The following is a 13,723-nucleotide window of genomic DNA, read 5'->3' on the forward strand; positions in this document are numbered from 1 at the left end:
TGCGCTTCGGTACTCGAAAATCAGGCCATTCTGGCTCAAGCTAGCGAAATGTAAACAGACCCTAGTCAAATAAATTCTGCAAGCGATGCTTTTACGTATTCACTGTTGTCCGCAAGTGCCAAAGCCAAATCAGCAGATTTATCCAGATCATGTGACAAGATGGCTTTCCATGCTATTGCTCTCATTTGTTCATTGGAATGGGTCATCGCAATGTTGCGAATGAGATCCAAACTATTTTTATCCCCAAACTTAATCGCTGTTTCAATTAAGGTGCGCATTTGAGTCAAGCGATCAAGGTTACCCAAAATTATTTTGGCTTTCCCATTTTTTTCGAGTAATTCGAATTCGTATTGACGGCGTTTGGCCGGATACGTTTTGGGCAGAATGAGATTCAGTGAAACCGTTATAGATTCTGGAGGATACTGGATATGAGCATCAAAGCTACCATAATAATACATAACCTTGTCCTGGGTTAAATAACATTCCTCAATAAATGGTAAGTTGATTTCCTCTCCCGGTATTCCTTTTACCAGATCATAGTCATAATGATAAATTCGTGTCTTATAACCAGGCCCAAAGTAGTTTACCGTAAAAAAATCAAAGTTATGATCATGTGGTTCGAAATAGGAAAAAACTTTAGCTTGATTACGATCAGATAGAGGCATCCAAATTACTGCTCTTATCACGTAGTTAGTACTTCTATGAATTATAATCGTTGATGGTTTGAATTGATTATCGGTTTGAAACGTTTCAAAATTCTTTAATTCATGACCAAGTTTTTTCGCTAAAAAAGTTTTATTGAGCGCAAGTTGTGCCAATTTCTGAGCAATCGTTTCTAAGTATCCCGGTTTGTATTCCGAGGACTTCAGTGCATGTATTATGGGATTATTTTCAATAAACTGAATAAATGTCTCTAATGAAATGGGTTTATTTACATTAGGGTAAAATGTTTCCGCCATGCTCATCCCCCATTAATGCTAATGTTTTTTGTGACGCTCTCTTTATTTCAGGATCCTTATCCTGGCTTGCAATCTGTCGCAATAAAGGTAAAGCACTCTTACCATTAATTTTATAGTAGTATTTCATCGCCTCCCAGCGAACGTTCGCATCATAATCGGACAAAATCAGTTTTTTTAAAAGAGGTTTGATTCCCTTAACCACCTGCATCGCCTGAAATAATTCTAAAATTAATCGAATTCTTGAGGCACGTACATCAGTACTAATCCGTCGAATGGGATCTAAAGTCTCCCGATTAAAAACCCAAGTGGTTCTTGCTTTTTTATCTGAATGCACAATAAGCAAAGGCGCATTATGTGACGCATTGTAAAAATCAGCAACTGAGGAGAATGCCGGTAAGCAAACAGGTTTGTACGAAGGCAGAATTAAGTCCTCTTCTCGCTTAAGAGAATTGGGTCTCTCATATAAGCGCTCCCGCTGTAAATTACAATGGTACAAGGGTATATTTAATTCCACTTCGGATAAATTCATCACAATAGCATCTACCTCACTTGCAGATAAAGAATTGGAAGATGGTTTGTGGTGAGTAAAACGCATCAATAAATGCAAGCCAGGTTGCTGATAAAAGTATATTTTATTTTCATCAGTAATTTTATCGTTAGCCGTTATTTCTATTAAAAAACTATTAATCAGAGAAATGATATCTGTTCTGGTTAACTTGCTGAAAATCGGAGCTAAATCAAAAAAACTCGTACCCGGTTTATTTATTGCTTCATATAGAATAGTACCCAGTTGAAAAAATGTGAGGGAGCTCAAATGAAAATCCTCCTTTGATTTTATTTGAATATAGCTAAAAAAAGTAGAGATATCCATTCCCATGATAATTATAGAGTTTCCACGCGTATTAAATTTTATATGAACTATTGCTGCAGCAATTTTCGTAAATTATACTAAAATAAAAAGGGAAAAGCTTATCTAAGCTTTACGGCAAAATTTAATTAAGGAGTTAATATGAAAGACGAAATACTCGATGAACTTCAAAACGCTACAGAAATTGAATTTGTTGAATTAGATGATGTTTCAATTGCTGGTGCAGATTCAACTCAAATAACCGCACAAGAGGAAGGTCGAGTTCTTGGTTTTGGGTGTCTCGATAGTTAATCCATCATTTTTACAGGTTAGAGAGTAAATAAAAATTTTTTCTATTACGAAAAAATTTTAAAATTAACTCTCTTACTGTAAATATTAATTCTAAATATAAGTTTTCCTATACAAAGCCTATTTTAAATTCGATGTGTTTAAGAAGATAAGATGTGTAATTCAATATCTCTTATTAATTCCTGAATAGTGGTATCTTCTTTTTCTAACTGAATAAGAAGAGATTTACTTTCCTCTCCGGGTAAAGCTTTTTTGACTGCAACAATGAATTTTTCCCTGATTAATAATGAATTAGAGAGCTTAGTCGACTCGTCTTCATCCCACCAAAAGTTCAAATTAATATTGATCTCTCCACGATGTTTGAAGCTGTGCAGCCAATAGGCAGGAATAAATAAAATCGCTCCTTCATCTAATCTACCTTCTAAATAAACAGCATTACGGTATAAAGGAAACCGAATGTAATCGGGATTTAAAATATTTACTTGACTGAAGTTTGCTATTCCATTCCTACTGTATAAATTCAGATAATAGTTTTGAACATTAAAAGGAGGAAATAAAAAAATGTCCTTGGCACCTTTAATTTGAGCATTCAAATTATGATACCCATTTTGATCATAATGCAACCACGATACAACATTTTTAGGAGAAATCCATAATCCGCCGCTATGAAGTTTATTTCTATCAATTAATAATGGAATTTCAAAATCTTGCTCTAAAATATTAAGCTTTTGATTGTATTTTTTTTTATCGAACAGCGATAATTCATCTCCTGCAAGAAATACATTCTTTGCTTTTTTTAGCAGAGCAATAAAATGCACCAGCGTTCCTTCGCTAAAAAATGCTTTTTGATCCAGTCTACCTTCCTCGATAAAGCGGAGATCAGGATACAAGTTGGATTGAGAAATATAATAACGAACCTTAATTTCACCAATTGTTTTTGCAAAATAATCGAGAGACCATAATTTGTATCCCCGCCAGAAAGTAACAGCATCTTGGATAATCACAGGATTATTCCGTAAAACATACTGGGAGTGAAATTTTTCTGGAGTGAGAGAGTTCACACGCTCAATAACACCAATTTTTTTCATACCAATACCTTAGTAGATTAATTGACGAGGTAAAACTCTCTCTTAACGATTTAACGTATCAACATCATTTCTTATTTATTTTTCTATTTTCTCTTTAAAGGAAAACAAACAGGTTCTATCTTCGGGTTTTCCTTGGGCGTCAACCCAATTGACTACCATCATAAGACCGCTTGCTGCTTCATCTTTATTGGTTTTGTTTTTTGTAAATCCAACAATGACGTCAGCTGTTTCTTGACCATTAAACTGTACTTTATGTCGAATTAAAGCTTGATCATGGTCTGAATAATTTTTCATAATGCGTTCTTTGTGACTAACAGAATGACCGCCTGGGAGGAGAGTTTGTTCCCCTTTTTTCCAAGTAAAGTTTTTTTCTTTTAGAACTTGGCCAAAGAATTTCTCGCAATCGGGAGAAGAACCTTCGCTGATAAGTTCGAAATCGGTGATATGGGTGTGAACATCTGCTTTGGATGCTTGGTGGCCGGAACTATTATTAGTTGCATCATTACTACCATATGCAAGATTCATCAGTAAAATTGAGGCTAGCATAGGAATCATCTTCTTCTTCATTTTTTTCTCCTTGATTAGTATACACTTCTAAGTTCGATCATTGCGCGTCATATACGGCTAAACCAAGACGGGCGGTCCAAAAAGAATCCGGTGGGTCATGCATTTTTTAATCGTTACAGAAAAATGTGGACACTTACCGTCTTCTCTTAGGTCATCAATGTAATTTATTGATGAAGTAACCAATTAAAATTTAGCACCTACTTTGCTTCAGCGCAATTTAACTTAGTTATTAATCTCATGGATTTTTTAATAATTAACTCCAAATATCTTTGAAAATTACATACTTAAAAAAAACAGGTCTCTATTGATTCCTTACAGACTTGCTCAGTGCAAAACCCTATTGATCAATGAATATTTCTTGGCATACAATCTGATCATTTTTAATCCTAGAGAATATTCATTGAACTTTTCCATTTTTAAATCCAAAGCCCTAACTATATTAAATTATATTTTTATTGCTAGTATTCTAACCGTCTGTTTATTGCCCAGTAACTCTATAGCCTCAAATATTGAACAATATGACTTTGGGGATATTTCTCATAAGGTTACCAAAATCTGGGATCCTGAAGTTGCGCTTTATGTCGCGAAACATTTTGCCGCTGCAAATGGTTTTAATGAACACAATGTGTCGGTCACACAATTGAAAGCAGGGGCTGCAAATAATTTTATCTATCTCGTTTTTATAGATAATCAAATGAAATTTGTTATAAAAGGGCTTTCTTCAAAAAAAGAAGCTGAGTCTTTGTTTGCATTACAAAACTATCCAAAACTGGAAGCGATTAAAAATAATCCTGAAGCAGCTACCATTTGTTTAAGTAAGCTAATCCGGTATTACAAGGTAAAAAATGAGAATAATATTTATTATTTTGCCATTCTTGAGGCTGCTCAAGGAAAAGAACTGTTTAAAATAATGAGTTACGAGCTGCTTCAAAATAAAGATATAAACAAACTTAAAGATATTTTTTATGCTATTGGTCGTCAAACCAGTGAACTACATAAAAGTATTATTGGAGTGGAACAATTTATATCGCCAAGAAATCTGCTGTCGGTAATTCATGATGATTTTCATCCAGAAAATACTTTTTATAATAGTGAAACAAATGTTTTTTCTTTAATTGATAATGACAGTATGGGTGAGAGTATCGCTAATCCTTTACCAATTGTCAGAGAAATTTATGGAATATATGAAGTTCCAGTAATTAGATGGCCATCAGAAAAAATTAAAATTGATATTTTAAAAGACGCAGATCCTCATGACATAGCAAGTATTTATTTTGAATTAATCATGGGAATGGCTTCGGTGTATCAAAACCCTCAAGATGCAAAAAGCGTGTTTGTTCATAGCATTATTGAGTTAAATAATATGGCGATTGCATTTCTAAAAGATAAATATTCTGAGTCATGGATGTTATATCCTACCGATAAAAATGAGGATCATATTGTGTGGGGCAAGTTTTCTAAAGTTGTAAATGATCCCGCGCTTGCTGAAATCTATATATCTAAATTAACAATAATCAATAACGATTTAAGGTTAATGGGAGGCCTGCAACCTTAGGGCTGGTTGCGAGCCTGTCTCTTGCTCACATCTCTGCCCCCCTCCCCCACGACTTGTTCGATTAGAGCTGGCCTGGTTTTTCAGCAATGTGTAGAAGACACTGTTGCAAGCATCCAGGCTTGTGGGAATCTTGTGTAATACCAAGGTTTAATCTATTGGGTAGTTTTAGGTTATCAAAGCAACTCGATGTGAATTAATATCCGCTTGTTCCTAATGTTCCTGTAGCTATCTGATGCGATGGTGTTAATGGCTGCAATTTTTCTGCTTCCAGATATTTTTTTACAGCGGGTCACCCCTCAGCCCAAGCAAGGTATTCTGCAAGCGGAATAAAACTGCTGGGTGTCCGGGTTCCTTCTGAGTAAGGCAGAGGACGTAAAAAATCTGCAACTGAGGTGAGATTATTGACTACTCCTTTCTCATGAAGAAAGCGAATTAATTGATAAAAATGTAATGTATCAGGTTTATAGTGCCCACTGCTGTTGCTAATCATCGCCACCATCCCATCTTTAACCAGCCACATTCCAGCACAACGCACTTTACGCCCCTGAAAAAGTGAAGAATGATGATAAATTCCGGCCTTATGAGGATGAACATGAAATAGATTATCATCAAATTTATCCCATACAAAAGCTGATCCCCCATATGGCATGCCCATTTTAAAAGAGATATTCTTTAAACGTGCAGTATTGAGAAGAGGAGCTTCCGCCAAAGAGTCTTGGGGAATAACTTTCAACTTTTTATTGTCAATTTTAACTTGAACTTTATCTCGCAACTCATAATCGACTGATGTGACTTTCGTTCTATAAGCCTCCTTCCAATTGTCACTCACACCTTCTAATGCCGTTGTCAGAGGATGTTCTTCTAACCATAAAAAAAAGGGAGGTGGGTCAACCTCTCTAACCCACTCATAGAACGCAGTATTCATGGGGTAACAGGCACGATTGAGTCCTTTTTCAATATCGCTAAATTTAAATTCAATGGTACGATGAGCTGGATCTAAACGTTCGATTAAAGTTGCGCCAGAAAGACGTAATAAAGGGTTATTACCATGTGTTTCTTCGCGCTCTTTAAGTGTTTGCAGCAATTCATTTTTTAACAAATGGCGGGGTTTAGCTTGTTTATAATAATCCTTTAATTTTTGGAGGTACATTGTCTTATTTTCAGCGAGCTTTTGGATAATTGCCAAAGGCTTCACCACTTTAGGTTCTGTTCCCATTAATTGATTGCTTATATTTTTTATTTCAGAAAGTAATTCCATTCTTTTATCGAGTAATTCTAGTTGTGTTTTTGGAATTGAATGATAGTCTTGCAAGGCTTGAGTCATCGGTGCTAGAAAAGTACTAACCTCAACTGCAGTTAATCCACACTTTTCACATAATTTTTCCCAATCTTTGAGATTCGGAACATCGCGCCACATAAGACCGAGCTTCAAAAAGTACAATTATTATAATATTAGATCAATAATTAATCATTTGACAAATTTATTGCGAATAAATAATACAAATTTGATGTCTAAAAATGGATGCAGGAATAAATTAAGAAAACCATTACAAATCACCTCAAGCAACCTGGGACGCCACCCCGTATGCCCGAAATCGACTTATTGTGTAATGAATGGTAATGTTTAAAAATGCCTTTCTCTGTATGTGCCATACTTATCTATATTAATTGACGGAGTCTAATCAGAATATGGAAGTTCACACTCATCAGGAGTCATTACGTATTTATCTCGTTCATCAAGATCCCGATATAATTAAGTTAATTACCAACGAATTGAAAACGTCAGGACATATCACATTCTCTACAGATAATGTGGATGATGCGCTCATTCAAGTGAATCAACTCAAACTCGACTATGTATTAATCGATCAACAGATGCCCGCTGAAAAGCTCAAAGAACTTTGTAAATCAAATACATATAAAGCGATTATTCTCTCTTTGGATCCGAGCAATAAGAACATTAGCCCGTATAAATTTGGTGCGCATGGTTGTATTTATCAAATGAACCACATTGAATTATTTACTGATCAACTTAATCGTATTATTGAAGACAAGATTGATATTGAATTTTGGGGGGTAACAGGTGCTTTTCCAGCACCAGGAAAAGATTTTGTCAAATATGGTGGGCATACTTCATGCGTCACATTAAATTTTGTAAATGAGCGCACAATCATATTAGACGCAGGTTCTGGAATAATCCCATTAGGTAATGAGTTAATCACTCAAAACCAAAACGCCATAGAGGCGGATATTTTGATCTCACACGAGCATTGGGATCACATACATGGATTAACATTTTTTAAACCACTATATCATCCTGGAAATCTATTCAATTTTTATGGGCCACCTCAAGGAGTAAAAAGCGTTCATGAGCTACTATCAGGACTTATGGATGGCTTATATTTTCCAGTTAAAATTGATAACTTACCCTCTACCATTTCATATCATGATTTAATGGCAGATCAAAATTTTAAAATTGGTACTATTAAAATAGCAACTATCGCGCTTCAGCATCCATGTGCAACATATGGCTATAAAATTCAATATAATAATAAAATCATAAGCTATATAACTGATAATGAACTCTATGATAAATCATACCACTTATATAATGCTGATTTTGTACACAATCTTATTCAGTTTACGATGGATTCCGATATTTTAATTGTAGATTGCGCATTTACAGATGAGGAATACGATGCGGGTCGGGTATCATGGGGACATTCGTGTCCCAGGCAAATAAGTGAATTTGCCCACTTGGCCCATGCAAAGCAGCTTATCCTCCATCATAATGACCATCATGAAACAGATAATATTGTTGATGCTAAATTGATTGCGACACAAAAGATATTAAAGGAACTCGGTTCAGAGATGAAATGTATTGCACCTGTATACAGACAGATATTGCATGTCTAGTAGAAAATAGGTAAGTTGGCCATTTTTGCTACCACAAACAATTTTTAATTTTTCTCATCCTGTTTGCACATGAATACCCTACTTTCTAAACAATGCTCTGGCATTATCAGCTAAAATTTTTCTGACGAGATCTTCGGGAAGATTCGCTTGTTTAATATAATCTACGGCCCTAACGTATTTATCTTCATTCGCATAAGGATAGTCTGTACCTAACAGCAAATGATCCGGGGGATATACATCAACGGCATTATGCAAGGCTGGAATATGGCCATGAGCTACTGTGTCAACCCAAAATTTCTTTATAAAATCACTGGGCTTGCCTTGTATCTCACCTTCGCCCCAATCTGTATATAAATTATCAATACGTTGCATAATCATTGGCAAATATCCACCAAGATGAGTGCTAATAAACCGGATATCCGGAAAACGTGATGTGACACCGGATAAAATCAAATGCAGCACGCCGTAAGTGTCTTCAAATGGAGCACCAATCATCCACGTGAGACCAAAGACCTTGGTCTGCTCCCCGGTGCAACAACCGGCAGGATGCAAAAAAACGATCGCTTTTCTGCGATTTAGCTCAGCAAAAATGGCCTCAAAACGGTTTGCTTCGACAAGTGAATGCTGTAAGACAGTGGTCGTCAGGGTAACCCCCCACATCCCCAATTCATCAAAGCAGCGTTTAATTTCATCTAATGATTCCTGGATATGCGGCAGAGGAAAAATCCCAAATGCCTGAAAGCGTTTGGGGTATTTGGTAATAAGCTGCGCGTAAAGATTATTGGCCATTTTAGCACTGCTCACGGCATCCTCTTTACTTGCAAAATAAGGGACTTGAGGTACCATTGAAAGCACTTGTAAATCCACACCTGCGCTTTCCATTACGGCAAAACGTGCCGTTAATTCTTGCTCCTCGATTCCAGCTTTCATATAACGAGCTACATTAACCAAATCTGCTCCTTTTTTTTCAATATCATCAAGATATTCTTTGGGAAAGCAATGTGCATGAACGTCAATAATCATAGTAAATTGCCTCTAACGAAATATGAATTAACTTTAAGTATAGCTAGGTTAACTGAGAAGCAAGAAACATGTCAGTACGTTTCTTGATTTACAAATTCATCATTAGTTAATAGTAAGAAGCCTGTGCTCTATGAAGTTTCTTTATTCTGTGGTATGAAATTTGAACTCTTCTCAACTATAATTTTATTTAAATCGATCAATTTGTTTCATTATGAGATTCCCAAAAGCTATTGTCGCTTATTCAAATAAGGATGCCGCCCATCTTGCTAATAAATACGCCAGAGAATTCATCATAGAAGGCGGGACTCAACTTATTAATAATACTTATCTGATTGATAAGAGAAAAAGTCTAAGTGAAGCAGTAAAGGGTATAAGGGAAAAATCTCAGGAATCTGCAAGTTCATGGTTGGAGTTTGACTATTATATTTATGAGTTTTACCAATCCATTGAATGCAGTAAAAAATATTCAATTGGAAATTGTAATGAGCTTTCTGAACTGGCTTTAGATTATATTGCTCATTATGCTCCTCACGTGGATGCAGAAGTTTTTCAATTAATAGGCGGCAATCACGTCGTACTTGTAGTTGGAAGACAAAAAGGAAGTGATCCCAAGAAACCAGAGACTTGGGGTAAAGATGCTTATATTTGTGATCCTTGGTCTGATGATGTATATCCTGCTTCGGAATACCGTACTCGAACTAAAAATTACTACCAAGAATATGACGAAGTTTTAGATGTTTATACAAATCATGTAGAAGATTTTAATTCCAAACATACTTTTAGTCCTATTAGAAATTACAATACCGATTACCTCAGAAAATATAATACTAAAGAGCATATTGTTGCAGTTTATGAACTTTTTCAAAAAAAACAGGGAATGATTATTGCAGCAGCAGTAAATTTAGAGAAAGCTCTGATAGAAATTAGCAATAAGTTAGAAAAAAAATATGGTGTAAGTAATGAAAAATACCAAATTATCCAACGCAAAATCAATGAGGTACGGAGTGCTACCGAACAACTTACTAGCGACTTTACTAAGCCTATTGATGAATCAAATAATTATTATGAAGTGATATCTCAATTAGATAAGACTCTGCGGCAATCAATTAAGACCTATATTAAAGCAGCAGAAATAACAGACGAAGAAGCAATCGCTTTAGCCAAACCTGTTGAAAGGACAAGGCGACATTCCCCCAAATTTTTTCATTCGAATTATGATGTAGTATCAAAAGTTAATGATGCTTTAGAAGCGTCCAGTGATATGTTAAAAAATGTTATCGTAAAAAAATAAATCCCAAGGCCCAACCTACAGGACTTCTAGAAACAGAATTCATCGATTTTTCGAGCGATTGGCAAGTACCCTCTTATCCATTACCTTCCGCCATAATGGGGGGCAAAGAGCCAGAATTATCATACCCAAATAACCTGACGGAAGCTGGGGACTTGAGTTAATATGTCTTAATAATTGATAAGGGCGTGCTCCATGAACATGATGATCCGAATGTCTTTGCAGTTGAAAAAGAAGCATATTACTAAGCCAATGACTCGCATTCCATGAATGTTTATCTGAAACTTTCTCATAGGATCCACTGGCGAGTTTCTTGCGTTCCAAACCATAATGCTCAATATAGTTAATGACTTCCAACAAAATAATGGCGGTCAACGATTGAAGAATAAAGAAGAGTAGTGCACTCCATCCACCATAATAAAAAAGAGCCATTGCCAAAATAATGGGCATGCTAATTATCCACCAGAATTGATTTTTCAAATGGAACCATGAAAATCCCAGACGATTTAAACGCTTGTACTCTATGTTCACAGCAGAGCGAAAAGAACCAATAATTGTTCTAGGTAAAAACTGGTATAAACCCTCACCTAGTCGAGATGTTGCAGGATCTTTGGGTGTAGCCACATGAACATGGTGTCCACGAACATGTTCAATAAAAAAATGGCCATAACATACACTGACTAATAATAATTTACTGAGCATTTGATCAGTCATGGAATTTTTATGCATGAGTTCGTGAGCAAGAGTAATTCCAATCCCACCTGTCAGAAGTCCAATTGATAAACTAAATCCAATAAACTCTGTTGCTGTTAAAGGGAAATGTACAAGAAGATAAGTCGCAAGAATCAAGAAGCAATATTGTAAAGGAACGTACATCCAAGTAAGAAGTTTGAAATATCGATCTTTTAACAATATATGCTCTTGAGTACTTTCTGGATTTACTGGATCAACGAGCCAAGTATCAATCAGCGGAATCAATGTGAATAATATAAAAAAAGGGAGAAAAGTATAAAAATCACCGAAATAAAAACCAATAAAAGGCAGTATCACCAACAAGTAAGCCAGCATAAAACACAGTTTTTTACTTCGTTTCATTATGAATATCCTTTCACTTCCTGTCTATAAATATAGACGGATCATGAACAATATAAAAGCCGCACAGCCTCCTGAAAGGATGCAAATTTCTAACCAACAAGGATATTTTAATATAACCTATCTTTTTCAGATTTCCACATAAAAATACCAAGATTGGCTACTTTGCTCTTACAACTTCCAAACTAGCATTTAATTATTTCGAATTGTAGTATTTTTTATCAAAATTAATATTATCTTAAGGATAACTGAGTAAAATATAAGTGTATATTAATTCTAATGTGACATATCTTTTCTATAAGGACGGATTAGAGAACTGGTCTTTACCTAGTTTTAAGTATTAAACGGGTTTGTTGCTGAGAAGTACTCGAAACATGCATATTAATGTTTCAATAGACCTCTTTCCAAACCCTAATTTTTGCACTCGTAGTTATAAATGCCAGAGATCAAATTAAACCTCAATCCGAATCGTTTTCTTTTTTTTCTAGCTGGGTTTAGTGCTGATTTTGCAGATTTTAAGCAGACTAATTTCATTAATTCTCTTTTCAACCACATCAAAATATATCAAAGTAAGCTATTTTTCAGAAATGGATTTAAAAGTGATGGATTGGGGATTAATAAGGCAGTTATCGGAAGAAGAATTCCGTCGTCTGACTGGAGTAAAGAAACACACATTTGATAAAATGGTTGGTATCTTAAAATCAGCAAGAAAAGAAAAGCTATCCAAAGGAGGCCGAGGCCCTAAACTCAAAATAGAAGTAGTTCTGCTGATGACATTGGAGTATTTGCGAGAATATCGGACCTATTTTCACATCAGCAAAAGTTATCGTATTAGCGAGAGCTATGCTTATAAACTAATTCGTTGGACTGAAGATACATTAATCAAAAGTAAGTTATTTAGCTTGCCTGGTCGTAAGGCATTGGTAAAAAGTGATGTTGAATACGAAGTAATACTGATTGATGCTACTGAAACACCAATTGAGCGGCCTAAAAAAACAAAAGCACTTTTATTCAGGGAAAAAGAAAAGGCATACGCTAAAAACACAACTGATAGTAGATAAAAATCAAAAGAAGATTATTTGCACGAGTTTTTCTAATGGGAAACGTCATGATTTTAGGTTATTTAAGGAATCTGGTGTCCATATTCATCCAGAGACCAAAAGCTTAACCGATACAGGTTATCAAGGAATACAAAAGTTACATCAGAACGCAGCTTTGCCAAAGAAAAAAACAAAAAAGAATCCGCTAACTAAGGAGGATAAGAAGAAAAACCGTGAGCTCTCGAGTGAACGTGTTTTAAACGAGAATGTTATTGGAATGCTTAAGCGTTTTAAAATCATCGCTGACCGATATAGAAACAGAAGAAAACGATTCGGATTGAGGTTTAATTTGATCGCTGGTATTTATAACTACGAGTGCAAAAATTGAGGTTTGGAAAGAGGTCTAATGAGACTTAGTCGGCAATTTTGCTTTGATTTTCCCATTGCGCATTTTAAGTCTCGAATCAAAATCTGCATGATTTTAATGAGTAAAAATTGAAATTGAGAGCTTAACATGACCTACCAATCGCTAGATTTAAATAATAAAAAGTATCAAGATAATTCAGCCAAATTAATTCAATTAATTCAGTCTTTCCCCTTAGTAAATGCTAAAAATGAACATCTCTTATTGAAAAAAATGAAGGAGAAAATAGGATTTGCCAAGATAAAATACCCTATGAATCAGAATGATATAAAGAAAATAGAAATGATTGTTCTTCCGGCTTTTAATAAGGATGGGTATCCTGGAAAACATGACTTAGTTAGTGCAAAAATAACTTATACTGATGGCAGTAAACAATTACACTTACTCAACTTTGCACCTCAAGACCAATTAGAGCTTATTAATACTCTATTAATCGCTTTAAAAGAAAAAGCGGAAAAATCATTTCTTTCAATTAGAATTCTTGCAGAAGAATATAATGTTGATTGGAAGCATCTAGGCTTAAATGATGTTTATACAGAAAAACGATCAGGTTGATAAAGCTTATAAAGCATTCAGTGAATTCAACGTTATTCATCCTCGAATAGAGTGAGTTGA

General features: G+C 35.1%; 13 protein-coding genes and 1 pseudogene. 6 read left to right on the forward strand and 8 right to left on the reverse strand.

What is annotated here, in order from left to right:
* Nucleotides 1-65 precede the first annotated feature (65 nt).
* Together Lani_RS00075 and Lani_RS00080 are read right to left on the reverse strand one after the other, a co-directional pair.
* Nucleotides 66-959: a hypothetical protein gene (locus Lani_RS00075; RefSeq protein ID WP_019231945.1), complete on the reverse strand. Its 894-nt coding sequence runs from the start codon at nucleotides 957-959 to the stop codon at nucleotides 66-68.
* On the reverse strand, nucleotides 937-1,773 hold the full coding sequence (locus tag Lani_RS00080) for a HEAT repeat domain-containing protein (protein WP_040521833.1): 837 nt from the start codon (nucleotides 1,771-1,773) through the stop codon (nucleotides 937-939). Before Lani_RS00080 ends, Lani_RS00075 begins: the two co-directional genes overlap by 23 nt.
* 195 nt (nucleotides 1,774-1,968) lie before the next feature.
* Between Lani_RS00080 and Lani_RS20425 the strand changes: the two genes are divergently transcribed.
* Complete coding sequence (locus Lani_RS20425) at nucleotides 1,969-2,118, forward strand: hypothetical protein (protein ID WP_019231943.1); 150 nt, start codon at nucleotides 1,969-1,971, stop codon at nucleotides 2,116-2,118.
* Nucleotides 2,119-2,255: 137 nt separating this feature from the next.
* On the opposite strand, the gene Lani_RS00085 is transcribed toward Lani_RS20425, so the two are convergent.
* Both Lani_RS00085 and Lani_RS00090 read right to left on the reverse strand, forming a co-directional pair.
* Entirely contained in the window at nucleotides 2,256-3,203 is a 948-nt protein-coding gene (locus Lani_RS00085) for a cupin-like domain-containing protein (protein WP_019231942.1), read from the reverse strand.
* 75 nt (nucleotides 3,204-3,278) lie between these two features.
* Nucleotides 3,279-3,770, reverse strand: coding sequence for a hypothetical protein (locus tag Lani_RS00090; RefSeq protein WP_019231941.1), 492 nt, complete (start codon nucleotides 3,768-3,770; stop codon nucleotides 3,279-3,281).
* A gap of 400 nt (nucleotides 3,771-4,170) precedes the next feature.
* On the opposite strand from Lani_RS00090, the gene Lani_RS00095 reads away from it, so the two are divergent.
* Nucleotides 4,171-5,325 (forward strand): serine kinase, encoded by a 1,155-nt coding sequence (locus Lani_RS00095; RefSeq protein WP_051045678.1) that lies wholly within the window; start codon nucleotides 4,171-4,173, stop codon nucleotides 5,323-5,325.
* Between the two features lie 289 nt (nucleotides 5,326-5,614).
* Here the strand turns inward: Lani_RS00095 and Lani_RS00100 are convergent, their stop codons facing one another.
* The gene (locus Lani_RS00100) at nucleotides 5,615-6,742 is read right to left on the reverse strand and encodes a hypothetical protein (protein ID WP_019231939.1); all 1,128 of its coding nucleotides are present in this window, start codon (nucleotides 6,740-6,742) and stop codon (nucleotides 5,615-5,617) included.
* A gap of 272 nt (nucleotides 6,743-7,014) precedes the next feature.
* Between Lani_RS00100 and Lani_RS00105 the strand changes: the two genes are divergently transcribed.
* Entirely contained in the window at nucleotides 7,015-8,241 is a 1,227-nt protein-coding gene (locus tag Lani_RS00105; RefSeq protein WP_019231938.1) for an MBL fold metallo-hydrolase, read from the forward strand.
* Nucleotides 8,242-8,319: 78 nt separating this feature from the next.
* Here Lani_RS00105 and Lani_RS00110 read toward each other — a convergent pair whose 3' ends face one another.
* A complete protein-coding gene (locus Lani_RS00110; RefSeq protein WP_019231937.1) occupies nucleotides 8,320-9,264 on the reverse strand; it encodes an amidohydrolase family protein in 945 nt (314 codons plus the stop codon).
* 211 nt (nucleotides 9,265-9,475) lie between these two features.
* Between Lani_RS00110 and Lani_RS00115 the strand changes: the two genes are divergently transcribed.
* The gene (locus Lani_RS00115) at nucleotides 9,476-10,555 is read left to right on the forward strand and encodes a hypothetical protein (RefSeq protein ID WP_019231936.1); all 1,080 of its coding nucleotides are present in this window, start codon (nucleotides 9,476-9,478) and stop codon (nucleotides 10,553-10,555) included.
* A 39-nt stretch (nucleotides 10,556-10,594) separates the two neighbouring features.
* Here the strand turns inward: Lani_RS00115 and Lani_RS00120 are convergent, their stop codons facing one another.
* Nucleotides 10,595-11,647, reverse strand: coding sequence for an alkane 1-monooxygenase (locus Lani_RS00120; protein ID WP_019231935.1), 1,053 nt, complete (start codon nucleotides 11,645-11,647; stop codon nucleotides 10,595-10,597).
* Nucleotides 11,648-12,055: 408 nt separating this feature from the next.
* Nucleotides 12,056-12,163: pseudogene (locus tag Lani_RS21120) on the reverse strand (IS5/IS1182 family transposase); the annotation flags it as partial.
* A gap of 83 nt (nucleotides 12,164-12,246) precedes the next feature.
* Between Lani_RS21120 and Lani_RS19610 the strand changes: the two are divergent.
* Nucleotides 12,247-13,072, forward strand: a protein-coding gene (locus Lani_RS19610) for an IS5 family transposase (protein ID WP_202972313.1) whose coding sequence is annotated in 2 segments (ribosomal slippage) — nucleotides 12,247-12,635 and nucleotides 12,634-13,072 — 828 coding nt in all. Because the reading frame shifts where the segments join, the coding sequence is not laid out codon by codon here.
* Nucleotides 13,073-13,198: 126 nt separating this feature from the next.
* The gene (locus tag Lani_RS00135) at nucleotides 13,199-13,663 is read left to right on the forward strand and encodes a hypothetical protein (protein ID WP_019233334.1); all 465 of its coding nucleotides are present in this window, start codon (nucleotides 13,199-13,201) and stop codon (nucleotides 13,661-13,663) included.
* The last annotated feature ends 60 nt before the right edge of the window (nucleotides 13,664-13,723 follow it).

Origin of the sequence: Legionella anisa (assembly GCF_001467525.1) — a bacterium.
GTDB lineage: Bacteria > Pseudomonadota > Gammaproteobacteria > Legionellales > Legionellaceae > Legionella > Legionella anisa.

Coding starts and splice junctions, on each gene's coding strand:
- Lani_RS00120 (WP_019231935.1), bottom strand. CDS start 11,647: ATGAAACGAAGTAAAAAACTGTGTTTTATGCTGGCTTACTTGTTGGTG.
- Lani_RS00135 (WP_019233334.1), top strand. CDS start 13,199: ATGACCTACCAATCGCTAGATTTAAATAATAAAAAGTATCAAGATAAT.
- Lani_RS00105 (WP_019231938.1), top strand. CDS start 7,015: ATGGAAGTTCACACTCATCAGGAGTCATTACGTATTTATCTCGTTCAT.
- Lani_RS00110 (WP_019231937.1), bottom strand. CDS start 9,264: ATGATTATTGACGTTCATGCACATTGCTTTCCCAAAGAATATCTTGAT.
- Lani_RS00100 (WP_019231939.1), bottom strand. CDS start 6,742: ATGTGGCGCGATGTTCCGAATCTCAAAGATTGGGAAAAATTATGTGAA.
- Lani_RS00075 (WP_019231945.1), bottom strand. CDS start 959: ATGGCGGAAACATTTTACCCTAATGTAAATAAACCCATTTCATTAGAG.
- Lani_RS00085 (WP_019231942.1), bottom strand. CDS start 3,203: ATGAAAAAAATTGGTGTTATTGAGCGTGTGAACTCTCTCACTCCAGAA.
- Lani_RS20425 (WP_019231943.1), top strand. CDS start 1,969: ATGAAAGACGAAATACTCGATGAACTTCAAAACGCTACAGAAATTGAA.
- Lani_RS00090 (WP_019231941.1), bottom strand. CDS start 3,770: ATGAAGAAGAAGATGATTCCTATGCTAGCCTCAATTTTACTGATGAAT.
- Lani_RS00115 (WP_019231936.1), top strand. CDS start 9,476: ATGAGATTCCCAAAAGCTATTGTCGCTTATTCAAATAAGGATGCCGCC.